Origin of the sequence: Arcanobacterium hippocoleae, assembly GCF_031456295.1 — a bacterium.
Classification (GTDB): domain Bacteria; phylum Actinomycetota; class Actinomycetes; order Actinomycetales; family Actinomycetaceae; genus Arcanobacterium_A; species Arcanobacterium_A hippocoleae.
This window is the reverse complement of record NZ_JAVDUJ010000001.1, coordinates 614,684-639,316: the sequence shown is the minus strand read 5'-3', so window position 1 is coordinate 639,316 and position 24,633 is coordinate 614,684. Positions and strand designations below refer to the sequence as shown.

Below are 24,633 nucleotides of genomic sequence, written 5' to 3'. Positions count from 1 at the left end.
TGATTCCCCGACTGCAAGTCGGTGACGGAAGCAGGTGTACTGACCGCGAGCTGATCAGCTCAACTGCAAACTTTTCGAAGTTGATCGAAAAGTTTGCTTTTTGCCCGCAATCGCTATCGAAAACGAATTTGGAAGGTAAAAATGGCTCAGCAGCAGGTCCCAGCAGCGCATAATGCATTGCACCAACCTGTGCTTTTGCGTACGTGCGTGGAGCTGCTTTCGCCAGCGATTGCTACTCCGGGCGCGGTATTGATTGATTGCACTTTAGGAATGGGCGGGCACTCTGAGGCGATCCTGGCAGCAAACCCGCATGTGCAGGTAATTGGGATTGATCGTGACCGTGATGCGATCGAGCTGGCATCACAACGCCTGAAAAGTTTCGGATCGCGTTTCCAAGCTGTGCAAACTACCTATGATCAGGTGGCACAGGTGGCTGCAGAATTTGGGTGCAACGGTAAAGTCAATGCGATCCTAATGGATTTAGGTGTCTCTTCACTCCAGCTAGATACGCCACATCGCGGATTCTCTTATATCCATGATGCGCCATTGGATATGCGGATGGATCCGCAAAGCGGCGTGAGCGCGAGAGATTTATTGGCGACGGCTACTGTTGGCGAACTGACAAAAATTCTCCGCATTTACGGCGAAGAAAAGTATGCAGCGAAAATTGCCGGGCAAATCGTGCGGCAGCGAATGCAACGCCCGCTGGAAACCACAGGAGAACTGGTGGAATTGATTCGCGCAGTACTTCCCGAGAAAGCGAAACGTACTGGTGGTAATCCGGCAAAACGAACTTTCCAGGCTTTGCGGATCGCGGTAAATAATGAGCTTGAGATTTTGCAAAGCAGCATCCACGATGCGATTGCAGCGCTCGCAGTGAATGGACGGTTAGTAGTGGAATCCTACCACTCCCTTGAAGACCGCATTGTGAAAGAAGCGTTCAATAAAGGGCTCAAATCTACTACTCCTCCTGGTTTACCAGTGGAGTTATCCGATCACCAACCGTATTTGCAAGCGCTCGTCCGCGGAGCGATGAAGGCTGATGCGGCAGAGATCGAGCTGAATCCACGTTCGCGCTCGGTTCGTTTGCGTGGCATAGAGCGGATCCGGCTCACACCAAAACATTTACTTTTGCAGGATTCTCATCTCCAACAATCTGTTCGTCCAATAAATCGAGGAGGCGCCCGATGAATGCGCAATCACATGCAATCGCCCGGCGGAACTGGGCGCGTGCATCACGCCCAGTTATTGCAGTTCCAGGATTATCGGTCGTGCCAAGTCCGCTGCCTTCGCGGGGCTATTTTCGTACTGTTGCAGTGTGTACCGGAATTTTTGCGGGGGCGATCGGCGGTGCATTTGCCTTAAACACGGTGATGATTCAAGGCGCTTACGAGATCAAATCTGCCACTGTGGAGCTCAACGAGCTGCAATCAGGTTTGGAGGGATTACGCGAAGACGTTGCACGGCTAGAAACCCCGGCAGTGTTGCATGAGCGTGCGCAAAAATTCGAGATGGTGCCAGCAGAGCAAATCCGGTATATCGATTTAACAAGCGGGCTTGTGTCGGGTGCGGCACAAGCGAAAAAGTAAACTTAGTTTGGGTATTAGATGGATTCGGTTTTGCAAGATCGAAAGCAGAATTCTTCCCGGAGCGCTGATCCGATGCGCTTGGCGCGCGCCACTACGCATAAGCGATTGCGGGCAGTTATCGCAATCGTCTTAGTGATGGCGATTTTGCTCGTTGGAAGGCTGATCGTCTTACAGGCAGTGCATGCAGACGCATTAGCAAAAACAGCACATAAATTCCGTGCCCGAAATTATCAGCAGCAAGCTTTACGCGGCAATATCGTCGATAATGCCGGAGCCGTGCTGGCAAGCTCAGTGCCACACTATAATTTGCGCGTTGATCAGAAAGCGATTCAAGATTTTCAAGTTTATGACGAACAGGATCAACTGACCGGCACCGGAGCGGCGGCGGCAGCAAAGATCTTGGCACCATTACTCAAGCTTGATGAAGCCGAACTCGCTGGAGAACTGCATGGCGGAAAGACGAAAAATCAGTTTGCGCTGATCAAAGCTGGTCTTAGTGTGAAGGAAATGCAGGAAATCGAGAAACTCGCAATTCACGGCATTTTCGGTGAGCGTTATATGGAACGGGTGTATCCAAATGGTGCACTTGCCGGGGCGGTATTGGGATTTGTTGGCCGCACTGCTGAAAGCGATAAGTTAGTTGGCAGGGCAGGGATCGAACAAAAATTTGAAGACGTCCTTTCGGGTACTGACGGAAGTTTGCAGGTTGAGGTTGGGCCTGACGGCACGATTTTCCCCAATGCGCAACGCAATGAGGTTGAGCCGCAAGATGGGCGTACGGTGAAGCTGACAATTGACCGTGATTTGCAGCAGGTAACCGAAGATGCCTTGCGCGAATCAATTCAAAAGCATGGTTCAGATTGGGGTAGTGCGGTTGTGCTCGAAACCCACACTGGGCGCGTCTTAGCAATGGCAGATACGATGGCATATGATCCGAATAATGTTGGAAAGCAGAAGGTATCGTCATATACGGCAAATTCAATCGGCGCGGTGATCGAACCAGGTTCGACAGGAAAAACTATTACGATGGCTTCGGCGATCGATTTGGGAAAGATCAATCCATATACCCCATTTGTGACGGCTTCAACTTTCACCACTCCGGAAGGTGAAATTATCAAGGATTATGCTCCGCATGCCACCGCTAAGACCACTGTTGCAGCAATTCTGGCGCATTCGTACAATACCGGTACCGTGCAAATCGGGATGACGATGGATCGGAAAACTCGATATGAGTATTTGCAGGCTTTTGGTACCGGTCAGCGGACGGGAATCGAGCTTCCAGCGGAAGAAGCGGGGATCCTCAATGATTACCGAAAATGGGATCAGCGCACGAATTACACTACAATGTTCGGGCAAGGATATGCGGTCACGCCGCTCCAGCTTGCCGTCAGTGCAAATATTTTTGGCAGTGGCGGTGTAGCTCATCCAGTGCATATTGTGGATGGAATCTATGAAAAAGACGGACGCTACCAGCCGACCGTCCCAGGTACCCCAAAGCAGGTGATCAGCCCAGAATCTGCGAAAACAATGCTGAATTTAATGCACGAGACGACCAAAGATGGAGCTGGTGGCACTAAAGCCCGCGTGCCAAATTATAATGTTGCAGGCAAAACGGGTACCGCAGAAGTAATCAACGCTGCCGGGCAGCTTGTTGCAATCAACGGTACATACATTGGGCTGATTCCAGCTGAAGACCCGAAAATCGCGGTGGCGGTAGTGGCGCATACACCTGGTGGAAACGGCTATGGTGAAGTTATTTCTGCGCCAGTATTTGCCAAATTAGCACAGTTTGCGATGCGGAAGATGGGAGTTCCTCCGTCTTCACAAACGATGGTTGATTATCCGTGGATCGTGCGTTAAAGAGCTTAAGTAGCGGCATGAGGATGCGTGATCGTGAAGTGCGGAGGGAGACGCGTGCGAAGATGGAAAATGTGGACGTTTGGGACGCAAACTTGAAAGTGGTGTTGATTCGCGGAGAAAACTACTTGCAAAGTTAGAATATTTGTACTCGGTGCATTAAATAAATTCAGTATTTTCAAGAGATTAAGATCTGCGTGCAGATGAGACGTGAGGGTAAGGAAAGGCTGCAAAACTAATGGTAAATCTTTCAGTTGCAGAAGTTTTGCGAGCTGTTCAGGGGCAGCTGGCAGGAGCAGATGATGCTTTTAGGCAACTGCGAATTTCTGGTGTGGTGACTGATAATCGGCAAATCACTGGCGGTGAGCTCTTTGTGGCGATCACTGGTGAACGTACAGATGGAAACGAGTACGCGCAGGCAGCATTAGCAGCTGGTGCGACGGCAGTGCTCACTGCAAATCCGGCTCTTGCGCAAAAATCTGGGGCACCGCCAGAGCGCTTGATCTTGGTCGCTGATCCCGTATATGCGCTTGGGCAATTAGCAAAATCCTGGTTGGCGTACTTGCGTGCGCAGACCCATGCAGATTTGAAAGTAATTGGGATCACGGGCTCAGTAGGCAAGACCACCACCAAGGATCTCCTGGCGAAGATCTTGACGCATCGCGGGAATGTGGTTGCTCCGCCGAACTCTTTTAATAACGAAATTGGTTTAGCGCTAACTGTCCTGCGTGCCGATTTTCAGACAGCTTCACTGGTGCTCGAAATGGGAGCAGATCGGCTTGGCAATATCAGCTATTTAACCGATATTGCACCGCTTGATGTGAGTGTGGTGTTGGCGGTGGCGAAAGCGCATTTGGGTGCTTTCGGTTCGCTGGAAAATACGATTCAGGAAAAGGCGCAAATAATTCATGGTACGGCTCCTGACGGGATGGTGTTGCTCAACGCAGACGATCCGAATGTGGCGAAAATGAGTGCGCAAGCAAATTGCCAGGTGCAATATTTTTCGGCAATGCCAAGGAAAGAAAATGATCAGGATGATCCAAATCAGATTTTGGCGCAGGCTGTAAATATTTCCGCAAATGCTGCTCGCCCAAGCTTTACATTGCATTTGGCAGGGGAGAGTGCAGAATGTGAATTAGGTCTGCCAGGTCTGCATAATATCTCAAATGCATTGGCTGCAAGTGCAGTTGCTGCATCTTTGGGAGTCCCGTTTTTAGAGATCTGCGCCGAGTTAGGAACTGCGAAAGCAGGTAGTCCGCATCGGATGGATGTGCACCAAGCGGGGAAGATCCTGGTGATTGATGATGCATATAATGCAAATCCGGCTTCAATGCGTGCTGGTATTGCGGCATTCGGGCAGCTTGGCAAAAAATATCGGCGCAAGGTTGTAGTGCTGGGGCAAATGCTCGAACTGGGTGATGTGAGCAGCCAAGAGCATCAGGCACTTCTGCCGTCGCTACTCGCTGCAGATGTAACTGATTTATTCCTCGTGGGTGAAGCCGCCTTTGCGCTCACCCCGATTGCTCGGGAAGCAGGGATAAACGTAGTAGAGTATGTGTCAGTAGATTTGCTTCGCGCAGATATCCACACTGTGGTGGTTCCGGATACCGCAATTTTGTTCAAGGGATCAAATGGCACTCGTGTGTGGCAAATCGCTGCAGAAGTGATCAATGGAATGGATGAAGGGCTGAATAAATGATTTCAATTATTGTCGCGACGGCTGTCGCGCTGTTCATCACGCTCTTTTTTACTCCAGTATTCATCAAGCTTTTAGAGCGCAAGCATTATGGGCAATTCATTCGTGAGGACGGGCCGACTTCGCATCTGGTAAAGCGCGGTACCCCCACGATGGGTGGCGTGATCATTATTGGTGCTACCGTGCTTGGCTTTCTGGTGGGAAACCTTGTTTCGTTACGGATCCCCAGCGTTTCTGGATGGCTGATTATTTTCCTGCTTGTCGGTTTGGGGCTGATCGGATTCCTTGATGATTTTACGAAAATCAGCAAAGAACGTTCACTGGGATTAAGCCCACGTGCAAAGATGATCGGGCAAGGTCTGGTGGGGATTTTATTTTCCGTCGGGGCACTCCAATTTGCGAATGAACATGGGCAAACTCCCGCTACATTGCATATTTCGCTGGTGCGCGATACTCCCTTGACTCTTGGTTTCGCTGGGATCATTGCTGGTACGATCCTTTTTATTCTCTGGACAAATTTCTTGATCAGTGCGTGGTCAAATGCGGTCAATCTGACTGACGGGCTTGACGGGCTGGCAGCTGGTGCTTCGGCGATTGCCTTCGGATCCTATGCGATCATCAATATTTGGCAGTCATATCAACGTTGCGGTTCTGCTTTGCAAATCAGCCCGGGATGTTATGATGCTCGTGATCCACGCGATTTGGCGATATTCTGTGCTGCAGTAGTGGGGGCCTGCCTCGGATTTATCTGGCACAATACTTCTCCAGCAAAGATTTTTATGGGAGATACTGGATCGTTGGCGCTCGGTGGAGCGTTTGCCGGGATCTCGATCCTGAGTCAGACGGAAATGCTTGCAATTTTCATTGGCGGTTTATTCGTTGTGATTGTGATTTCTGATGTGATTCAGATTGGTTTCTTTAAGGCTACCGGCAGACGCGTCTTTCGGATGGCTCCACTGCATCATCATTTTGAGCTGAAAGGCTGGAAAGAAGTGACGATCGTAGTGCGATTTTGGTTGATTCAAATCTTCCTCTCAGCAATTGGTATCGGTTTGTTTTATGCAGAATGGTTGGCACGGCAATGAAATATTCAATTCCGGGGAGTGCAGCATTTAGCGGCAAAAGAATCGCCGTGCTGGGGCTGGGAGTTTCAGGACGGGCGTGTGTAGCAGCGCTCTTGTCTGTGACGGAAGCGGTTGTCAGCGTCTGGGATGCAAAAGAGAGTGCCGTCAGCGCATATCTTGACGATCCGCAGATCGATATGGCAATTTCTGCGGCAAAGCCGGAAGTGCTGATGCAAATGTTGCTTGGCTGGCAGCCGGAGATCGTGATCATCGCACCAGGATTTGCGCAACTCGGTTATGAGTGGACGGTCTTACGTGAAGCTGGGCTGCCAGTTTGGTCTGAGATTGAGTTAGCATGGCAGCTGCGTGCTGTGGCGGAAGACCAAACCTATGCGCCTTGGCTTTGCGTGACTGGAACAAACGGGAAAACTACTACTACTTCAATGCTTGCCGCAATTCTCCGCGCAGCTGGCTGCGGCACAGTAGCAACCGGCAATATTGGGGAGCCGCTGATCACGCAAGCGATCCGGACTGATGCTGATGCGCCGCAGGCATTTGCAATCGAGCTCTCTTCATTTCAACTTGCAGCTACTTATTCGATGTCTCCTGCTGCGTCAGTGTGCTTAAACTTTGCCGATGATCATCTTGAATGGCATGGCAACCGCGAGCAGTATTGGCAAGCGAAAGCAAAAGTATATGAGCATGTGCAGACGGCATGCCTGTATCCGGTAGGTGAGCAGCAAGTGCAGCAGATGGTCGACGCTGCTGATGTAGCTGATGGTGCGCGTGCTGTGGGGCTTGTGATTGGCACACCGAGCGTGGGTGAGTTTGGCTTGGTGGATGATATTATCGTCGATCGGGCTTTTTGTCGGAATCGTTTTGCCTCTGCGCAAGAGCTTTTTACGCTCGCCGATATCGCGCATTTGGCGCCGCAGGATGCACCCTTGCCGCTGCATTTGTTGAAAGACGCGATTGCGGCAGCAGCATTAGCACGCGCTGTGGGGATCGCGCCAGATTTTATTCGGCAGGCGCTGCGCGATTTTACGCTTGGACGGCATCGGATCGAACATCTTGGTGAGTTTGCGCAGATGCGGTGGATTGATGATTCGAAAGCGACCAATGCACATGCAGCAAAATCTGCGATCATGGCGCAGCCAGACGGCAAGGTAATTTGGATCGCGGGAGGTGTCGCAAAGGGTGCAAACTTTGCCGAACTCGCAGCAGCAGTAAAAGACCGGGTTTTCCATACAATCGTGATTGGTACAGACCAGGAACCTTGGGAAAGTGTACTGAGCAAAAATGAGATCCCGTATACGCTGATCCCAGATGGGCAAGAACCGATGAAAGACGCAGTGCAGGCGGCACTGGAATTAGCGCAACCAGGTGCGGTAGTGCTGCTTGCCCCGGCCTGTGCGTCATTTGATCAATTCTCCTCATACGCTGATCGGGGAGAAAAATTCCAGGCGGCAGTGCGCGCAATCAGTGCATCTGCACTCGCGGAGCTACCGCATCGTGATGGAATGCAGCTGCAAGAGGATGCATAATGCGCACGAATTATCTGCGTGAAAAGAACGGCAACGGCGTGAGTGGAAACCGATCTGCCATGCCGCAGCTCGGCGGTGATTTTTCCCGTTTTGCGGGGCTTGCTGAAGATCAATTTCCGCGTTCTCCAGAAATGGATCAGGTACAGCCGCCACGGCGTGATGCGGTGAATAATGCAGTGAATGTATTGCTTGCATGTACTGCAATTTTGCTTGCATTAGGTGTGCTGATGGTATTTTCAGCTACTTCTGCGATATCGATCCGTGCTGTTGATAACTCCGGTGGGGAAGTTGGCTTATTCTCGGTAGCGATCAAACATCTGCTTTTTACTACTGTCGGGATTGGTTTTGCGTTCATTCTGGCGCGGTGTGACTATCGTTTGCTGGAACGGTTTTCACATTTGTTTTTTGCGCTCGGTCTTGCTTTGCAGCTGGCGGTGATCCTCTTTGGTGTGGAAGTGCATGGAAATCGAAATTGGCTGGGCATTGGGGGAGTGCAAATTCAGCCGTCTGAATTTTTGAAACTGGCGATGGTGGTTTGGCTTGCGCATATGCTTGCGTTGATTTCTGGTCGTGCAGCGAAGAATTTCCGTTCTTTTGTGCCTGCGCTAGCTGGTTTTATTCTGGCTGTATTGGAGATCATTTTACCTGGCGATATGGGTACGGCTTTGATCGTGGTGATGATTGGCGCGGGGATGGCATGGCTTGCAGGAATTGGCTTGCGGGTGATTGGTTTCGGCGCTTTGGGTGCGATGATGCTTGCTGGCGTATTTGTGGCAATTGCTCCCTCACGTCTGGCTCGTGTTGCATCTTTTCTCAATAACCTTTGGGAGTTGCCAGATACACATGCACCAACTCAATCTGATTTTGCCCAATTTGCATTCGGCACAGGTGGAATAAACGGCGCCGGGATCGGTGCGGGAAAAGAAAAATGGCTTTCTTTGCGGGAAGCGCATACCGATTTTATTTTCGCGGTGATTGGTGAAGAAATAGGTTTGATTGGGACATTGATCGTAGTGAGCCTTTTCTTGCTGATGGGGTGGAGCTTTTTGCGACTTACGCTAAATAATCCTACGCGCTTTGGGCAATTGCTGACGGCAGGAGCAGGTTTGTGGATTTGCGGTCAGGGTTTGCTGAATATGATGGTGGTCGTTGGTTTACTGCCGGTATTTGGAGTGCCGCTTCCGTTCATTTCGCAAGGTGGATCAGCGATTATGGCAAATTTGATGATGGTCGGTGTAACAGTAAGCATTGCCCGTGGAGTGCCAGGAGTTCATGAAAACCGCAAAGTTAGTGCAGGTTTAGCTGCGCGGACAAAAGCAGTATTGAAGAATAGTGCAGGAGCAGATAAAAAGTGAGCCAAGATCAGAAGAACCCGCGTTCGATCGTTTTAGCTGGTGGGGGAACGGCAGGTCATGTGAATCCACTGCTGGCAACTGCGGGAGAAATTCAGCAGCAGAGCCCGCAAACACGATTGACGATTGTTGGTACTGAATACGGGTTGGAAAAAGAGCTGGTACCGGCTGCCGGGTATGAATTACGAACGATTTCCCGGGTACCTTTCCCGCGGCGGATCAATGCTGCTGCGTTAAAGTTTTTTTCGCAATTTCGAGATGCGATTTCCCAAGCGGGGGAAATTCTCGACGAAGTGCAGGCAGATACGGTAGTGGGCTTTGGGGGATACGTCTCACCGCCGGTTTATCTTGCAGCCCGGAAGCGTAAATTGCGAATTGTGGTGCATGAAGGTAACGCGCGCCCAGGTATTGCAAACCGGCTGGGGGCACGTTTTGCACAATTTGTGGCGCTTTCCTTTCAAAGTACGCCCTTGCGTGCCAAGCGCGGTAAAACGGTGCTGACGGGCTTACCGATTCGATTCGAAATTCGTGATCTCGCAAACACGTTACAGCAGCAAACAGCTGATGCGTTACGGAATCAGATGGCAGTAAAATATGATTTTGATCCAGCGCTCCCAGTTCTTGTTGTGACCGGCGGGTCGCTTGGAGCGCAGCATATCAATGAGGTCGTTGCGCAGTGTGCACAAGAAATTCTTGATCGTGGTTTTCAAGTTCTGCATTTAACGGGTAAAGATAAATCCGCGTCAGTGAAAGCGCAAATCGCGGGAGTACAGGGGAATTATCGAGTACTCGAATATGTTACGGAAATGAATGAAATTTACGCTTTTGCGGATTTGATTATTTCGCGTTCTGGAGCAGGGATGGTTTCTGAAATTTGTGCTTTGGGAATTCCTGCGGTGTTTGTACCTTTGCCGATTGGTAATGGTGAACAAGCTTTGAATGCGGCTGACGTGGTAGCTTCTGGCGGAGCAATTTTGATCACGGATGCGAATTTCACGCCGGATGAATTACGACGCCAGGTATTGCCGTTGTTGAATCACGATCTGCGAAAGCAAATGGCATCGCGGATGCGGCAGGTGACGCATGCAGATGCGGCGGGTCAGCTTGCTGCAATTATTTTGCAATAGGTTATTGTTGAATCATCAGGTATAAATTCAGATTTTACTGAGACAGAGTCGAGGGCAATTTTCTGTGCATCAGCGTAGCTGTTGATTGAGCTAACGATGCAATGCGTGGAATGGCACGCCTGGATTTGATGTGAGAGCGAAATATTTTAAGGGAAGCTGGGGGCAAGAACGATGCAATATCATTTCATTGGTATTGGCGGGGCAGGGATGTCGGTAGTTGCCGAATTATTGTTTGCTGCAGGAGCAAGGGTGACGGGTTCGGATCGGAGTGCTTCAACTTACACTGAGCATTTGGCAAAAATCGGGATCCTTGCACAAATCGGTCATGATGCAAAGAATGTGCCTGCAGATGCGGTTGTGGTTTATTCGTCTGCGATCAAATCGGATAATCCGGAATTGCAGATCGCGAAACAGCGCGGTCAAAGTATCATTCATCGTTCGCAGGCATTGGCGATTGCCAGCGAAGGTAAAGATTTTATTGCGGTGGCAGGAGCACATGGAAAATCTTCAACTAGCGCACTGATCGCATCTGCATTGGGAGATCTTGGGCTTGACCCCTCACGCGCAATCGGCAGCACACTTGCAGGTGGAATCTCTGGAGGTTACAGAGGCACAGGGAGCGTGATCGTTGCTGAAGCTGATGAATCTGATGGTTCTTTCTTAAATTACCGCCCCCGGATCGCAGTGGTGATGAATGTCGAGCCGGATCATCTTGACCATTATGGTTCGAAAGAAAAGTTTGCGCAGGCTTTTCTTGATTTTGCCAAATGTATTGTGCCCGGCGGTGTATTGATTTGCGGGATCGATGATGCGGGTGCCGCACAGCTTGCGCAAGCAGCTAGTGCACTTGGGATTCGAGTGCAAACATATGGGATAGGTGAAAAACCGGACTACAGTGAAAAACATGCACAATTGGATTTTGCAGATCCGTCAGCAAATTCGGATGATGCTTGCAGCAATTCGGCAGTTGTGCGAATTTTCGCTGCCGCTGGCAGTACCGAAATGAAACTTTCTTTGCAGTTGCCAGGCAAACATATGCTGCTCAACGGTGTCGGAGCGCTGTTAGCAGGGCTGGAATTAGGTATTTCAGCTCCGCAAATGGCACAAGGGCTGTTTGCGTTTCGCGGAATCGAGCGACGTTTTGAAATTCGCGGTGAAGTTGCGGGGATAAAAGTAATTGATGATTATGCACATCATCCAACAGAAATCTCAGCTACACTCACTACAGCACGGGAAATCTGCCCAGGGAAAGTGCACGTACTTTTCCAGCCGCATCTGTATTCGCGCACAACCAATTTCAAGCATGAATTTGCGCGCTCGCTGGCTTTAGCCGACAGTGTTGTGATTACACGTGCTTATGCAGCACGTGAAACGAAGGCTGACGGCGATGATGGTGATGTGATCGCCGAGCTTTTGCCCGGATCAAGCTTTCTGGCTGAGATGGAGGAAGCTGCACGGATGATTGCAACGAAGGCGGCTGCCGGTGATTATATCTTTACGATGGGTGCAGGTGATGTAACTGAGCTTGGTAGTGTGATTATGCAAGAATTGCGGACGAGGGAAAACTAAATGCGTGTACCGAAGCAGCCGCGAAAAAGATTTTCTGAGTCTTCGAAGCAGCTTCCTGATACATCAGTTACGGGAAATTTTGCGCAGCCTGCTGAGTTTGAGGTAAGTATGGCAGGTGGTGAAATCGCAAGTGCCGCCCCCACGAGCACAATGCCAGATTCTGTACCGACGGCTCCGTTAGTGAATCTGGCTCAGGAAGCTGAATATTCAGATGTAGTTGTGCGGAGTAACGCGCGTCAGGATCGATCTGATACTGATCTAGATCCGGACGATTTGAATCTTGCACAAGTACCGCTTACCGCGGCGGAAAATAAATCCGCAGTTGCAGAAGATGCAAAAGCACAGCGGTTGAAAGCACTGGTGCGAACTGTGCAAGATTTGCGGCAGAATCTCTACACAAAGTTTCCCATAAGGCGCAAGAGTGCGGTGCGAAAAAAGGTGCGCGGGCAGAAAAACCGGATGGGGAGAAAATACTTTGCGCAAGCACAGTCGGCGGTTTCCCTGGATGCTCGGATCGCGGAGAAAAAGCACGAAAGGCGGCGAGTTAGATATCGTCGAATCGGGATTTCTTTTGGCGCACTGGGAATTATTTTGGTGGCGCTTTGGATATTGCTTTTTGCACCATTTGCTCGGTTTGATCCAGAATCGGTCGAGGTTCAAGGCGCAACACCACCGTCAACGATCGATCCAGCGCAAGTAGCTAAGATTTTGCAGAATTATACGGGTGAGCCGCTTTTATTCTTGCGTAAATCTGGAATTACTCAGGAGCTGCAGCAGATCCCGGAAGTTGGCAGCGTGAATTTTGAAATATCCTTTGGGGCACCGGTGCGGATAAATTTAGAAATGGCGAAACCGGTGTTTTGTGTTCCACAAGGTGATAGTTGCCAGGCAGTTAATGCTACGGGGCAAAAGATGCGCGTGAGTGCAAATGATTTAACCAATATTCCGCGTTTAGGGCCCGTGCCTGAAAATAAAGATCAAGCACAAGTAGTGCAGGCTGCACTTGAGTTGTTGAATGTGATTGCACCAGATCTGCGTGCCCTGATTGCGCGGGTAGATTATTCACCAGCAGGGCAGTTCTCATTTCATTTAACCGATAACCGCACAGTTAATTGGGGGATTTCCGAATTTAATGATGTAAAAGCGAAGATCCTTCGTTCGCTGCTGACAGAACCAGGGAAAACCAGCTTTGATGTGTCTTTGCCAGAAGCTCCAGTTGCAAAATAATGTTGCGTGATCGTGGAGAAAAATTTTGACTTTTTCAACACGCCGACGAAATCCTCGAATTTTCACGCGATTCCCATTACCTTTTGCGCGAGATTATCAAGTAAATACTTCAAGTTCTACTTGAGGTTTTGGAAAGGCAAAGGGTAGCAATGGGAGTCTCAAAAAATGCTGCTGATATCAAAGTTATCGGCGTTGGTGGTGGCGGTGTAAATGCCGTCGATCGAATGATTCAAGACGGGCTTGCCGGGGTGGAATTTATCGCGGTAAATACCGATAATCAGTCATTGACAAAATCAGAGGCTGAAACAAAGCTTGATATCGGCAGAGATGTCTCTCAAGGGCTCGGAGCCGGTGCTGATCCATCTGTTGGGCGTCGTGCAGCAGAAGAAAATCTCGATTTGATCACACAAACGATTGGTCAAGCCGATATGGTCTTTGTGACTGCTGGTGAAGGTGGCGGCACTGGTACAGGTGCTGCGCCAGTGGTCGCCAAAGCTGCCCGCGATTCAGGCGCTTTGACGGTAGGCGTGGTGACCCGTCCATTTAGTTTTGAAGGGCCACAGCGTACGCGGAATGCGGATGCTGGTATTGCTGAACTACGCGCTGCTGTCGATACTTTGATTGTGATTCCAAATGATCGTTTGCTGCAGATTTCTGATAGTAAGCTGGGTGTGATTGAAGCTTTCCGGATGGCTGATGAAGTACTTCATTCAGGGGTGAAAGGAATTTCAGATCTGATCACGAAACCGGGCGAAGTAAATCTCGATTTTGCGGATGTAAAAGCAATCATGAAGGACGCAGGTACGGCATTAATGGGGATTGGTAGCGCAAGTGGCCCAGACCGTGCAGTAAAGGCTACCGAGAATGCGATTTCTTCGCCACTGCTAGAAGCGAGTATTGATGGGGCGCATGGCGTGCTCCTGGCATTCACAGCCTCAACAGATTTGAGTTTGCTCGAATTCTCAGAAGCTTCCACGCTTGTGAAAGAGTCGGTAGATCCAAACGCAAATATTATTGTTGGTTTAATTATTGATGAATCACTTGGTGATGAACTTCGTGTGACGGTGATCGCGGCCGGTTTTGATGAATCTGAAGATTACACGATGCCTGGTGAAATGCCGATCACGACTCCAGGCAAACATGCTCCGATGGGGAACGCTGCAGTACCGACGGTGCCGCAGCTCGATGAATACGATTTACCTGGCGGTGCGCCAGAACGAGTGGCACCACGTCCAATTGTGAACGGCGCGATAGCTACGCCTGCTGCTCCGCATGTGCAAGGGCGTGATTTTGAAACACCTTACCAGCCAGAGCAACCATTCAGGTACGAGAAGCCGGGGCGTCCGTCGATCGATATCCCGGATTTCCTGCTTTCTGATGACGAATAAAATTTTGTCACTTTGCAAAGTATTGAGTGGATGATTTACTAAGCCACCTTTCGGCGCCGCAGTTCTACCCGCTGACGGCGCCGAAAGGATCATTTAATTTCCGATACGCGAAATGCGAGGCAGGGTGTGACTCGCAATCCAGATTTGTTTCCTAGATTCTGAATCCTTAGTGTTTTGCAGATTTCTAATGGTGACGATAAAAGGGTGAATCAAAGACACACCGTAAAAATAATGCTTCATCCATGAAAGCTTCGCTAGCGTGGAAGATGTATTGAGCTAAGGAGTTCCAATGAGTTTTCTAGATCGGCTGAATAAGCAAGCAGCCTCTTTTGAAGATGAATACGAATATGAAGAGTCAGAGTTTGACGATTATCAGGAATCACAAGAAGTTGATGAATATGAGGAAGCTCCCGTAGGGCAATTGCATTCGGTAGCTGATGCAGAAATTTCACGTATAGTAACGCAATGGGTTGCATCCTATGCTGATATTCGTGATTTTGCGGAAGAGTTTCGCTCTGGTACTCCTGTAATTCTGAATCTCAGTGAGGCTGATAATGCGGATCGGGCACGCATTGTTGATTTTGCGCTGGGGCTCTGCTTTGGGCTTGAGGGCGCATTCTCGCGTGTATCTGAAGATGTCTTTTTATTGACTCCGAATTATGTGAAGCTTGAATCGCAGGGAAAGTCGAATCAACACGATTTCACTCGCTAATTCAATGCCTGGTGTTTTAATGTAGGGTAGATATCCTGAATGTATTTTACTGAGGGAATTAAACTTTATTATTTCATTTAGGCGGTGAACTCACAGTTTGAATTTTGTGCTATATGGTGTTTTATGGCTGCTTTCGCTGTATCATTTCGTGCTTTTAGCTCGTGTTGTATTAGATTTTGTGCAAATTTTTGCGCGTAGTTGGGAGCCGAAAGGTTTTGTTTTAATTGCTGCGAATCTTGTCTATCGATTGACGGATCCTCCACTAAGATTCCTGGGACGATTTATTCCACCGATTCGTCTTGGCATGATTTCCTTAGATGTGGGCTTTTTAGTGCTCTTTGTTGGACTTTTAATATTGCAGCGGATAGTTATTTTCGGGATTGGTTGAAAGTCCTGAAAATATTGGGTTTTGCAGATATTGTGATCATGAATTGCAGTATTTTTGATCCGAAATATAACATTTGTGTAGCGTTCTTTAACTTTTATATGGTAAGAAAGAGCATGTAAACATTTTGTACTGAAGTGACTGATGTGAAAGTTGCTCGCAGACAAGAAACCGCACTTAATAAGGAATACAAATGGCATTGCTGACAGAACACGATGTTGTAAATATGCGTTTTAAGGAGCCGAAGCGCGTAGAAGAAGGCTACGACCAGGATGAAGTCGATTTTTTCCTCGACCAGGTAGCTGAAACGATCGCACAGCTCACCAAAGAAAAGGCAGAGCTGGAAGCACAGCTACAAGGTACGCAGGCGCGCGTTACGGAACTTGAAACAGCAGCAGGGCACATTGCGCCATCAATGGGATCAGCAGAACCAACCGCAGCCAGCCAAACTGCTACATTTGCTCCGGTGCAGCCTGTTGAGCATAGCGATGATGCAAAGAATGCTACTGGCATGTTGGCATTGGCACAGCGTCTGCATGATGAATATATTGCCAATGGTAAGGCTGAGTCTGATCGGATGATTTCCGAAGCTGAGGCTGAGCGTACGCGGATCATCACTGAAGCTGAGGAAGTCCATAATCGCACAATGACTAAGCTTGAGGAAGAGCGTTCTGTAGTGGAGCGCAAGATTTCTGAGCTGCGTGAATTTGAGCGTGATTATCGTTCCCGTTTGAAGCATTACCTTGAGTCTTTGCTGCAGAATGTGGAGAGCGCAAACAGCAATATCTAAGTTTGCTTGTATTGATTTGATGTGGGCACTACCGTGATCAGGTAGTGCCCACTACTTTTGGACGAATAAGTAAAAATGCGGATCAAAGTGTGGCACAAGTCTATATTTTGTTTGGCTGCATGTTAGAATCGCCGTGTGCTGGGTGCTTCTCATAGCGCTAAGTACAAAATATGCTCAAACAAGGAGGTAAGAGCATGGGTGTTTTTTCAGGCCCAAGTAAAGACGATATTGAAGCGCTTCTGGCTGCGCGAGGAATCGAGAGCAAAAATACATATGTGGTAGTTCAACCTCATGATTCAATTCTCCGGCAGATTACTCGGCTGCTAATTTCGAATCTTGCAGCAACTATAGATGCGTCACGGATTAGGATTATTGCGTTCACCCCAAAAGAGCTGGTCGTCATCAATCCTAGCCGGCAAACCATCGGTGAACTCAAGGATTTAGCGGATAAGCATATTCAATCTTATCCGCTAGAAAAACTCGCTGAACTATCCCTTGATGATGGAAAGATTACGTGGCAATATCTCGGCAAGCGTGAAACCTGGAAAGTGCCTTTAGCTAACTCAGGGGTTTTCCATTTCAACCGGAATAATTTTCAGGAAATCAAAAAAATGCTTGGCGGAAGTACAAAATGAAAACCGAATTGCAAAAGTATTTGGGATCATTCGCGATATCGGGTTCGGAAATCTTTTCCCAAATAACAAGGCACTGCTGATTGAGTAGCTTGATCGGCAGGCTGTGAAAAAGATCTCGGCTGCAAGCGCTGTAGCCGGGATCTTTTGTTTTCTTCTTGCATTGAACTCTTTTCCGTCTTCAATGAAAGGGTGTGGCACTGATATTCTTAAAGCGTGAAAATAAGTAAGAAATCATGGTTAATTTCGCTGGTAATTGTGTTTTTGTTGGTGGCGCTCGATCAGTTCACGAAGCAGTTAGCGCTGATTTATCTTGCAGCCGGGCAGAGAATCGACTTCCTGGGTGATTTCCTCGGATTTAAGCTCATTTTTAACTCTGGAGCAGCCTTTTCTCTGGGAGCAGCAAGTACTTGGATCTTCACAGTTTTTGCGGTAATCGTGGTGTGTGCGATGCCTTACGTGATGCATAAAATGCAGGAAGTGAAGTATCAATACGTGCTTGCCGTGATTTGGGCTGGAGCAATTGGAAATTTACTTGATCGCCTGTTTCGTGAACCAGGATTCGGAGTTGGGCACGTAGTTGATTTTATTCGTTATGGCACATGGTTTATTGGCAATGTCGCCGATATTGCGCTGGTGGCGGGGATTGGAATAATCATCGTGATGCAATTCTTTGCGGAAGAGGAATCTGCTGTTACAGATCGTGAATTTGTGCAAGCAGATCCGTCATTACAAAAGGACGCATCATGACACTGCGCAGCTATCTTGTGCCGGAAGATTTCATCGGGATGCGGATCGATGCAGTTCTTTCGAGTTTCACTGGGATATCTCGTACAAAGTGTGCAGATTTGGTAGCTGATCAAAAGGTGTGGCTAGATGGGCAAGTAGTGGCAAAGTCTGCGCTGCGGATTTCAATGCAGTGTGTAATTGAGGTCGATATTCCTGCGCCACCTGCTGAGCAGCCACAGGAAACTCCAGTACCCGGGATGCAAGTGATCTATGAGGACACAGATATCATCGTGGTGGATAAGCCGGCAGGCGTAGCAGCACATGCGTCATTAAATTTTGAAGGCCCGAATGTCTTGGGCGCATTGCTTGCTGCTGGTGTGCAGCTTACTACTTCTGGTCCGCCGGAGCGAAAAGGAATTGTGCATCGCTTAGATGTAGGCACTAGCGGTTGTATGGTGGTGGCGAAATCAGAACAAGCATATACGGTTTTGAAGCGTGCTTTTAAGGAACGGACGGTAACGAAAATTTACCATGCTTTGGTGCAAGGTTTGCCTGATCCGCTTAGCGGCACGATTGATGCTCCAATCGGACGAGATTACCGGCATCAATGGAAAATGGGCGTACGTGAGAATGGGAAGCATGCAATCACACACTATGATGTGATCGAAGTAATGCCACGGGCAGCTCTGTGTGAAATACATTTAGAAACTGGCAGGACACATCAAATCCGAGTACATATGGCAGCGATCAAGCATCCCTGTGTGGGTGATGAAATGTATGGGGCTGATCCAGTACATGCGGCCAGATTACAGCTGCAGCGGCAATGGCTACATGCAGTGAAATTAGGGTTTTCGCATCCGATAACTGGGAAATACGTTGAGTTTAGCTCGTCTTATCCAACTGATTTGCACAATTCTTTGGAGCATTTGCGTACTGGTTTTGATCCGAATAATTTTTGATCATTTCGGAAGGGAAGTCTATTAATGGTTGAAGTTGTTGTGGCAGATACACCAGCGCAAGTAGCGCAGTGTTTTGAAATCCGCAAGGAGGTCTTTGTCGCAGAGCAGAATGTGCCGATTGCCGAAGAAATAGATGCTTTCGATGAAGCACCGTCAACAGTTCATCTCCTGGCAATCACTGCTGGAAATGCGCTGGGCACGATCCGGATTTTGCCTGATCAGCCAGGGCAAGTACATATCGGGAGGGTGGCTGTAAGAGCGCAGGCCCGCGGAATGGGAATCGGGAGTATGCTGATGGAAGCTGGGCAAAAATATGCGCTGCAGCATTTTGCTGATTCACGTGGACAAGTAGTAGTGAAGATTTCGGCACAATTACAAGCTTTGGGCTTCTATGCTGCCCTTGGATATGAGCTTACTGACGGTGCAATATATTATGACGCCGGGATCGAACACCGCGATATGATCTGGCGTTCTGCATCATGAATTTTAGCTCACTTGCTCTGTGATTATTTCGAAATATTTCGATTTTCCTTGATTTTGTGTTGTTTTATGAAAACTCACAAAGATTTCCCAGGAGGGGTGGTTTAGAGTATTACCATGGCTAATCAAGATTCATTTGCGCACCTGCATGTACATACAGATTACTCGCTGCTTGATGGAGCGGCGAAGATTGGTAAGCTCGTGGCGGAAGTTGCTGCACAAGAGCAACCGGCTGTGGCGATCACTGACCACGGGTATCTTTTTGGCGCTTTTGAGTTTTGGAAGGCAGCGCAAAAAGCTGGAGTCAAACCGATTATCGGAATTGAAGCATATATGACGCCTGGTACTTCACGTTTTGATAAAACGCGCGTTACCTGGGGGCGTGAGGATCAGCGTGGGGATGACGTTTCTGCTCGCGGTGCTTACACTCATATGACGCTCCTGAGTGAGAATAATACGGGGATGCACAACCTATTTCGGATGGGATCTTTTGCTTCTGTTGAAGGGCAAATGGGGAAATGGCCACGAATGGATCGTGATTTACTTGAGCGTTATCATCACGGGCTGATTGGCACGGCTGGATGTCCGTCAGGAGAAGTGCAAACGCGGCTGCGGCTAGGGCAGCATGAGGAAGCGTTGCGGGCAGCAGGAGAGCTCCAAGAAATTTTTGGAAAAGAGAATTTCTTTGTGGAGATTATGGATCATGGGATCGACATTGAACGCAGGGTGCAAAAAGATCTTGTCGCTCTGGCGCGGAAGATTGGTGCACCGCTGATCGCTACGAATGACTCGCACTATGTGAAGCGCGATGATGCACGGATTCAAGATGCAATGCTTTGTATTAATTCTGGATCGACACTCATGGATCCTGACCGCTTCAAATTTGATGGTGAAGGCTATTATCTTCGCTCGACTCAGGAGATGCGAAATCTTTTTGCAGAGTTTCCAGAAGCTTGTAATAACACCTTGCTGATTGCTGAGCGGTGTAATGTATCGTTTCAGACGACAGCTGAAGGAATTAACTATATGCCTTCATTTCCAGTGCCAGCTGGAGAAGATGAAACCTCGTGGTTTATTCGTGAAGTGCAGTCTGGATTGCATTACCGCTTTGGCGAGATTATCCCAGATCATGTGCAAAAGCGTGCTGATTATGAAGTAGAAATTATCGTTAAAATGGGATTTCCGGGCTATTTCCTGGTGGTTTCTGATTATATCCGCTGGGCACGAGAAAACGGGATCCGCGTTGGGCCAGGGCGTGGCTCAGGCGCTGGCTCAATGGTGGCATATGCATTGGGAATTACTCAACTAGATCCGATTAAACACGATTTGCTCTTTGAACGATTCTTGAATCCAGAGCGCGTCTCGATGCCTGATATTGATGTCGATTTCGATGATCGCCGTCGTGGTGAAGTGATTAAGTATGTTGAAGAAAAATACGGTAAAGATAAAGTGTCGCAAGTGGTTACCTTTGGTACGATCAAAGCCAAGCAGGCACTAAAGGATTCAGCGCGTGTGCAAGGCTATCCATTTGAAATGGGGGATCGGCTCACCAAAGCTATGCCACCGGCAGTGATGGGGAAAGATATTCCAGTTAACTCGATTTACGATTCGAAGCATGATCGTTATAACGAAGCTGTGGAGTTTCGGGGAGTTGTTGATAATGATCAAGATGCAAAACGTGTTTTTGATTTAGCTCTCGGTCTGGAAGGCTTGGTGCGGCAAACTGGAATACACGCCTGCGCAGTGATCATGTCATCAGTACCACTTACTGATGTGATCCCAGTGATGAAGAATCAAAAAGATGAAGCTATTTTGACTCAGTTTGAATACCCGCAATGCGAGGAATTAGGGCTGATCAAAATGGACTTTTTGGGGCTTTCTAATCTCACAATGATCAATGATGCACTTGCAAATATTGCTGAAAACGGAAAAGAAGTGCCTGATATTGATGGCATTCCATTAGATGATCCGGTTACTTTTGAATTATTGGGGCGTGGGGAGACTCTCGGGATTTTCCAGCTTGATGGCGGCGGCATGCGGACTTTGCTGAAGCAAATGAAAGCTGATACTTTTGACGACATCTCAGCCGTTTCGGCGCTCTATCGGCCAGGGCCAATGGGCGCAAACTCGCATACAAATTATGCTTTGCGGAAGAACGGACTGCAGGAAAAAACTCCGATTCATCCTGAGTTGGCGGAAGATTTGAACGATATTTTAGGCAATACGCATGGTCTGATCGTGTTTCAAGAGCAAGTGATGCGAATTGCCCAAAAGTTGGCTGGATTTACTCTCGGGCAAGCAGATGTATTGCGGAAAGCAATGGGAAAAAAGAAAGCCGATGTGCTGCAGCAACAATTTGCTTCTTTTGAAGCAGGAATGTTGAAAAATGGTTATTCCAAAGAATCTATCGATACTCTTTGGGAAATCCTTGTGCCGTTCTCGTCCTATGCTTTCAATAAGTCTCATTCGGAGGCGTACGCTCTGGTTTCTTATCAGACTGCATATTTGAAGGCGCATTTTCCGTCAGAATTTATGGCTGGATTACTTGCTTCCAATATCGGCAAAAAAGATAAAATTGCGGCGTATCTGGGTGAATGTCGCAGAATGGGGATTTCGGTATTAGTACCGGATGTAAATCAATCACGTGCAAACTATTGGGCAGTCGGTGATGAGATTCGGATTGGATTATCGGCGGTGCGTAGCGTTGGTGCGAATGTGGTGGATGGGATTATCGCTGCACGTGAAGAGCAAGGTGCGTACACCTCATTCCAAGATTTCCTGAATAAAGTGCCGCTGCAGGTGTTAAATAAACGTTCAATGGAGAGCCTGATCAAAGCTGGAGCTTTTGATTCTTTTGGGCATACGCGCAGATCGCTGCTTACGATATATGAAGAAGCTATTGATGGTGTGATTTCGCTAAAGAAAAATGAGGCGATTGGGCAGTTTGATCTTTTTGGCGGTGCTGGCGATACCACCGCCGGCGGGTTTGATGTAGTAATACCAGAGTTACCCGAATGGGATAAAAAGCAAAAGCTGAATATTGAACGGGAGATGATTGGGCTTTATGTATCTGATCATCCTCTTTCCGGATTAGAAAGCGTGATTGATCTAAATTCTGATACTTCGATCCTCTCGATCATCAGTGATGATGAACAGCAAATTGATGGACGAGAAGTCACTGTATGTGGTTTGCTCTCGTCGATGACTACCCGGCTATCGAAGAAAAATGGACGAGCATGGGCGCAGATAACTGTTGAAGATATGACTGGTTCAGTGGAAGTTAATGTTTTTCCAGCGACCTATAAAAATGTTTATGAAATGCTGATTCCAGATTCAGTGGTAGCGATAAAAGCTCGTCTTTCGGTAAGAGATGGGGCGGTGCAATTAAATGCGCGTGAGGTGAGCTTGCCGGCTACCGATATCGACGAAACTTCACCGCTAAAGATCCAGTTGCTGGAGCGAGTGTGTACGGCAGATTTAATGCAACGGTTGGCAAATCTACTTGGCCAATATCGGGGGCCGGCTCCCGTGCATTTGCACATCATTCAGCAGGGAAAGATCTCTGTAGTTGAAATCGCAAAAGAGTATAGTGTCGAAAAATCTGGTGGATTAATCTCAGATTTGAAAGTTCTGCTCGGGCGTGATTGCATTGTGGGGCACTAAAATGAGGCGCTCCACAATATTAAATTAGATACAGTCGAAAATAAATGAATTTTGACGGAAAACTATCTCAAGAAGATTTAGTTAGCTAAACTCCCAGAAGCACTTTCCGAAAGCAGCTTAAAATCACGGAATAATGCGGGATTACTCCGATACCACGCGAAGTGTTATCGGCTTGTTCAGCCCATCGTCGATAGTTACTTCATCACCATCTTGCAGCTGATGTGCTGGATGGATTTGAGTCTGACCATTTACAAGCACGCATTGGGCGTGAATCAATTCTTTTGCCTGGGCGCCATTTTCAGCAAGATTTGAAAGTTTTAAGAATTGGCTGAGGCGAATTGGGAGTCGAAGCTGATATTGATGCATGAGCTGCCTTTCTAAGTTTTAGCTACAAAATTCGATACAAATTTTCTGCGATTGATCGATTTGGATTTAGATCCAAAGTGCAGGAATTTAGAAGCTTAAAGCGTGTGATCCTGGCGGGATTCGTGATCAGTACAATCTGCGCACTGACCAAAAAGTTCAAGTGAATGAGACACTCGCGTAAATCCATGCTGTGCAGCTATTTGCTTGGCCCATCCTTCGAAATCGTTGCCAACTAAATCAACTGTTTTACCGCAACAACGACACACGAGATGATGATGGTGGGCATCTTCGGCGCAGTAGCGGAAGAGTTGTGTATCGGTGCCGTCAGGACGCAGCACGTCCACAATATGGCTCTCTGCCATTGCCTGTAAATTCCGGTACACCGTGGCAAGCCCGACTTCGATCCCGGTTTGCCGCAGCTGCTCGAATACATCTTGAGCAGAAAGGAAACCATTGTGATTACGCATTAATTCAATAATGGAAGCGCGCTGTTTCGTCATTCGTTGCATTCAAACCATCTCGTTTCTAAAAAAACTAAGATCACTATTATAAACTATGAAAACCTTGCGTTGATGCATCTGGGCATTTCGATAGTGCTTAGTTTACCGTGTAAATCAGCTTGATACGTGATGGTGTTGAAAATGCTGCAGAATATGCCGAATAATTGGGGTGCAAATCGCAAAGCTCAAGTACACGGTAAGCGCAAGGATGACAATTGTTGCTCCAGGAGCCCACGGTTTCACATATGTGATACTTAATCCTGTTACGCTTACAACAGCGCCAATTATCATTCCGGCAAGCATTGTACTTCGAAAAGATTTTGTGAATGTCTGGGCGGTGGCAATCGGAATAATCATCAGCGCTGATACGAGCAGCACCCCAACTACCCGCATTGCAATGGAAACAGTTAATGCAGCTGTTACTGAAATCAGAATTGAGAGTAGGCGTACTGGTAGTCCAGCTGCACGGGCGTATTGCGGATCATGGCAAAGAGTGAAGAGCGCCGTCTTTAATCCGAAACCAATAAGCAAGATGAAGATTGCGAGGAATGCAGATAGGCAAGTATCTTCGCTTGAAACCGTTGAAATTGAACCGAAAAGATAGCCATTTAGATTTGTCGTAGATCCGCCGGCAATTCCAATCAAAAGTACACCGCCGGCAATTCCGCCATAAAAAATCAAGGCTAAAGCGACTTCCCCTGATGCTTTTCCGCGTTCTCGCATCCATTCAATCAATAGTGCGCCGAGAATAGATGCGAAAACTGCTCCAGGAACAGCCCAGGATTCTTTATCGGCTACGCCAGCAGCATTCCCCGACAGCCAGCCGAGTGCTACACCAGTTAAGGCGATGTGCCCAATACCGTCACCAAGTAGTGTTAATCCACGTTGTACGAGGTAAGCACCAACAACCGGCGCAGAAATGCCCACCAACAGTGAAACAATCAATGCGCGCTGCATTAGCGCTGAAGAAAACATTTCGACAAGCATTACGCCTCATCCTTTGT

22 protein-coding genes are annotated in these 24,633 nt (G+C 48.2%); 19 read left to right on the top strand and 3 right to left on the bottom strand.

Going from position 1 to position 24,633, the window contains the following annotated elements; genetic code table 11:
• The first annotated feature begins 141 nt into the window (after positions 1-141).
• The 19 genes from rsmH to dnaE all read left to right on the top strand — a co-directional run bounded on the left by rsmH (position 142) and on the right by dnaE (position 22,763).
• Positions 142-1,191, top strand: a complete 1,050-nt coding sequence (gene rsmH / locus J2S36_RS02760; protein WP_309955290.1) for a 16S rRNA (cytosine(1402)-N(4))-methyltransferase RsmH — start codon at positions 142-144, stop codon at positions 1,189-1,191.
• Complete coding sequence (gene ftsL, locus J2S36_RS02755) at positions 1,188-1,589, top strand: cell division protein FtsL (protein ID WP_309955288.1); 402 nt, start codon at positions 1,188-1,190, stop codon at positions 1,587-1,589. Before rsmH ends, ftsL begins: the two co-directional genes overlap by 4 nt.
• Positions 1,590-1,607: 18 nt before the next feature.
• The gene (locus J2S36_RS02750; RefSeq protein ID WP_309955286.1) at positions 1,608-3,449 is read left to right on the top strand and encodes a peptidoglycan D,D-transpeptidase FtsI family protein; all 1,842 of its coding nucleotides are present in this window, start codon (positions 1,608-1,610) and stop codon (positions 3,447-3,449) included.
• A 235-nt stretch (positions 3,450-3,684) separates the two neighbouring features.
• A complete protein-coding gene (locus J2S36_RS02745) occupies positions 3,685-5,145 on the top strand; it encodes a UDP-N-acetylmuramoyl-tripeptide--D-alanyl-D-alanine ligase (protein WP_309955284.1) in 1,461 nt (486 codons plus the stop codon).
• Positions 5,142-6,227 carry a phospho-N-acetylmuramoyl-pentapeptide-transferase gene (gene mraY / locus J2S36_RS02740; protein ID WP_309955282.1) on the top strand — a complete coding sequence of 362 codons (1,086 nt, stop codon included), beginning with the start codon at positions 5,142-5,144 and terminating at the stop codon, positions 6,225-6,227. The genes J2S36_RS02745 and mraY overlap by 4 nt, the downstream gene beginning before the upstream one ends.
• Positions 6,224-7,750 carry a UDP-N-acetylmuramoyl-L-alanine--D-glutamate ligase gene (gene murD, locus J2S36_RS02735; RefSeq protein ID WP_309955279.1) on the top strand — a complete coding sequence of 509 codons (1,527 nt, stop codon included), beginning with the start codon at positions 6,224-6,226 and terminating at the stop codon, positions 7,748-7,750. The genes mraY and murD overlap by 4 nt, the downstream gene beginning before the upstream one ends.
• Positions 7,750-9,105 (top strand): FtsW/RodA/SpoVE family cell cycle protein, encoded by a 1,356-nt coding sequence (locus tag J2S36_RS02730; RefSeq protein WP_309955277.1) that lies wholly within the window; start codon positions 7,750-7,752, stop codon positions 9,103-9,105. The genes murD and J2S36_RS02730 overlap by 1 nt, the downstream gene beginning before the upstream one ends.
• Positions 9,102-10,229: an undecaprenyldiphospho-muramoylpentapeptide beta-N-acetylglucosaminyltransferase gene (gene murG, locus J2S36_RS02725; RefSeq protein ID WP_309955275.1), complete on the top strand. Its 1,128-nt coding sequence runs from the start codon at positions 9,102-9,104 to the stop codon at positions 10,227-10,229. The genes J2S36_RS02730 and murG overlap by 4 nt, the downstream gene beginning before the upstream one ends.
• A gap of 171 nt (positions 10,230-10,400) precedes the next feature.
• Complete coding sequence (murC, locus tag J2S36_RS02720) at positions 10,401-11,798, top strand: UDP-N-acetylmuramate--L-alanine ligase (RefSeq protein ID WP_309955273.1); 1,398 nt, start codon at positions 10,401-10,403, stop codon at positions 11,796-11,798.
• Positions 11,799-13,025, top strand: a complete 1,227-nt coding sequence (locus J2S36_RS02715; protein WP_309955271.1) for a cell division protein FtsQ/DivIB — start codon at positions 11,799-11,801, stop codon at positions 13,023-13,025.
• Positions 13,026-13,174: 149 nt separating this feature from the next.
• Complete coding sequence (ftsZ, locus tag J2S36_RS02710) at positions 13,175-14,413, top strand: cell division protein FtsZ (RefSeq protein WP_309955269.1); 1,239 nt, start codon at positions 13,175-13,177, stop codon at positions 14,411-14,413.
• Between the two features lie 289 nt (positions 14,414-14,702).
• The gene (locus tag J2S36_RS02705) at positions 14,703-15,125 is read left to right on the top strand and encodes a cell division protein SepF (RefSeq protein ID WP_309955267.1); all 423 of its coding nucleotides are present in this window, start codon (positions 14,703-14,705) and stop codon (positions 15,123-15,125) included.
• Between the two features lie 106 nt (positions 15,126-15,231).
• The gene (locus J2S36_RS02700) at positions 15,232-15,513 is read left to right on the top strand and encodes a YggT family protein (RefSeq protein ID WP_309957454.1); all 282 of its coding nucleotides are present in this window, start codon (positions 15,232-15,234) and stop codon (positions 15,511-15,513) included.
• Between the two features lie 190 nt (positions 15,514-15,703).
• A complete protein-coding gene (locus J2S36_RS02695; protein ID WP_309955265.1) occupies positions 15,704-16,300 on the top strand; it encodes a DivIVA domain-containing protein in 597 nt (198 codons plus the stop codon).
• Positions 16,301-16,494: 194 nt separating this feature from the next.
• Positions 16,495-16,935 carry a hypothetical protein gene (locus J2S36_RS02690; RefSeq protein ID WP_309955263.1) on the top strand — a complete coding sequence of 147 codons (441 nt, stop codon included), beginning with the start codon at positions 16,495-16,497 and terminating at the stop codon, positions 16,933-16,935.
• A 213-nt stretch (positions 16,936-17,148) separates the two neighbouring features.
• Positions 17,149-17,682, top strand: a complete 534-nt coding sequence (lspA, locus tag J2S36_RS02685) for a signal peptidase II (RefSeq protein WP_309955261.1) — start codon at positions 17,149-17,151, stop codon at positions 17,680-17,682.
• Positions 17,679-18,620: an RluA family pseudouridine synthase gene (locus tag J2S36_RS02680; RefSeq protein WP_309955259.1), complete on the top strand. Its 942-nt coding sequence runs from the start codon at positions 17,679-17,681 to the stop codon at positions 18,618-18,620. The genes lspA and J2S36_RS02680 overlap by 4 nt, the downstream gene beginning before the upstream one ends.
• A gap of 24 nt (positions 18,621-18,644) precedes the next feature.
• Positions 18,645-19,103: a GNAT family N-acetyltransferase gene (locus tag J2S36_RS02675; protein WP_309955257.1), complete on the top strand. Its 459-nt coding sequence runs from the start codon at positions 18,645-18,647 to the stop codon at positions 19,101-19,103.
• A gap of 114 nt (positions 19,104-19,217) precedes the next feature.
• Positions 19,218-22,763 carry a DNA polymerase III subunit alpha gene (dnaE, locus tag J2S36_RS02670; protein WP_309955255.1) on the top strand — a complete coding sequence of 1,182 codons (3,546 nt, stop codon included), beginning with the start codon at positions 19,218-19,220 and terminating at the stop codon, positions 22,761-22,763.
• A gap of 141 nt (positions 22,764-22,904) precedes the next feature.
• Here the strand turns inward: dnaE and J2S36_RS02665 are convergent, their stop codons facing one another.
• From J2S36_RS02665 to J2S36_RS02655, 3 genes are all read right to left on the bottom strand, one after another.
• Positions 22,905-23,129, bottom strand: coding sequence for an RNA-binding S4 domain-containing protein (locus J2S36_RS02665; protein WP_309955253.1), 225 nt, complete (start codon positions 23,127-23,129; stop codon positions 22,905-22,907).
• A 95-nt stretch (positions 23,130-23,224) separates the two neighbouring features.
• On the bottom strand, positions 23,225-23,638 hold the full coding sequence (locus tag J2S36_RS02660) for a Fur family transcriptional regulator (protein ID WP_309955251.1): 414 nt from the start codon (positions 23,636-23,638) through the stop codon (positions 23,225-23,227).
• 105 nt (positions 23,639-23,743) lie between these two features.
• Positions 23,744-24,616, bottom strand: coding sequence for a metal ABC transporter permease (locus tag J2S36_RS02655; RefSeq protein WP_309955249.1), 873 nt, complete (start codon positions 24,614-24,616; stop codon positions 23,744-23,746).
• Positions 24,617-24,633 lie beyond the last annotated feature (17 nt).

What these genes read in the sequence shown, in the direction of transcription:
- rsmH (WP_309955290.1), top strand. Translation starts at nt 142, where the DNA reads ATGGCTCAGCAGCAGGTCCCAGCAGCGCATAATGCATTGCACCAACCT.
- ftsL (WP_309955288.1), top strand. Translation starts at nt 1,188, where the DNA reads ATGAATGCGCAATCACATGCAATCGCCCGGCGGAACTGGGCGCGTGCA.
- J2S36_RS02750 (WP_309955286.1), top strand. Translation starts at nt 1,608, where the DNA reads ATGGATTCGGTTTTGCAAGATCGAAAGCAGAATTCTTCCCGGAGCGCT.
- J2S36_RS02745 (WP_309955284.1), top strand. Translation starts at nt 3,685, where the DNA reads ATGGTAAATCTTTCAGTTGCAGAAGTTTTGCGAGCTGTTCAGGGGCAG.
- mraY (WP_309955282.1), top strand. Translation starts at nt 5,142, where the DNA reads ATGATTTCAATTATTGTCGCGACGGCTGTCGCGCTGTTCATCACGCTC.
- murD (WP_309955279.1), top strand. Translation starts at nt 6,224, where the DNA reads ATGAAATATTCAATTCCGGGGAGTGCAGCATTTAGCGGCAAAAGAATC.
- J2S36_RS02730 (WP_309955277.1), top strand. Translation starts at nt 7,750, where the DNA reads ATGCGCACGAATTATCTGCGTGAAAAGAACGGCAACGGCGTGAGTGGA.
- murC (WP_309955273.1), top strand. Translation starts at nt 10,401, where the DNA reads ATGCAATATCATTTCATTGGTATTGGCGGGGCAGGGATGTCGGTAGTT.
- J2S36_RS02715 (WP_309955271.1), top strand. Translation starts at nt 11,799, where the DNA reads ATGCGTGTACCGAAGCAGCCGCGAAAAAGATTTTCTGAGTCTTCGAAG.
- ftsZ (WP_309955269.1), top strand. Translation starts at nt 13,175, where the DNA reads ATGGGAGTCTCAAAAAATGCTGCTGATATCAAAGTTATCGGCGTTGGT.
- J2S36_RS02705 (WP_309955267.1), top strand. Translation starts at nt 14,703, where the DNA reads ATGAGTTTTCTAGATCGGCTGAATAAGCAAGCAGCCTCTTTTGAAGAT.
- J2S36_RS02695 (WP_309955265.1), top strand. Translation starts at nt 15,704, where the DNA reads ATGGCATTGCTGACAGAACACGATGTTGTAAATATGCGTTTTAAGGAG.
- J2S36_RS02690 (WP_309955263.1), top strand. Translation starts at nt 16,495, where the DNA reads ATGGGTGTTTTTTCAGGCCCAAGTAAAGACGATATTGAAGCGCTTCTG.
- J2S36_RS02680 (WP_309955259.1), top strand. Translation starts at nt 17,679, where the DNA reads ATGACACTGCGCAGCTATCTTGTGCCGGAAGATTTCATCGGGATGCGG.
- J2S36_RS02675 (WP_309955257.1), top strand. Translation starts at nt 18,645, where the DNA reads ATGGTTGAAGTTGTTGTGGCAGATACACCAGCGCAAGTAGCGCAGTGT.
- dnaE (WP_309955255.1), top strand. Translation starts at nt 19,218, where the DNA reads ATGGCTAATCAAGATTCATTTGCGCACCTGCATGTACATACAGATTAC.
- J2S36_RS02665 (WP_309955253.1), bottom strand. Translation starts at nt 23,129, where the DNA reads ATGCATCAATATCAGCTTCGACTCCCAATTCGCCTCAGCCAATTCTTA.
- J2S36_RS02660 (WP_309955251.1), bottom strand. Translation starts at nt 23,638, where the DNA reads ATGCAACGAATGACGAAACAGCGCGCTTCCATTATTGAATTAATGCGT.
- J2S36_RS02655 (WP_309955249.1), bottom strand. Translation starts at nt 24,616, where the DNA reads ATGCTTGTCGAAATGTTTTCTTCAGCGCTAATGCAGCGCGCATTGATT.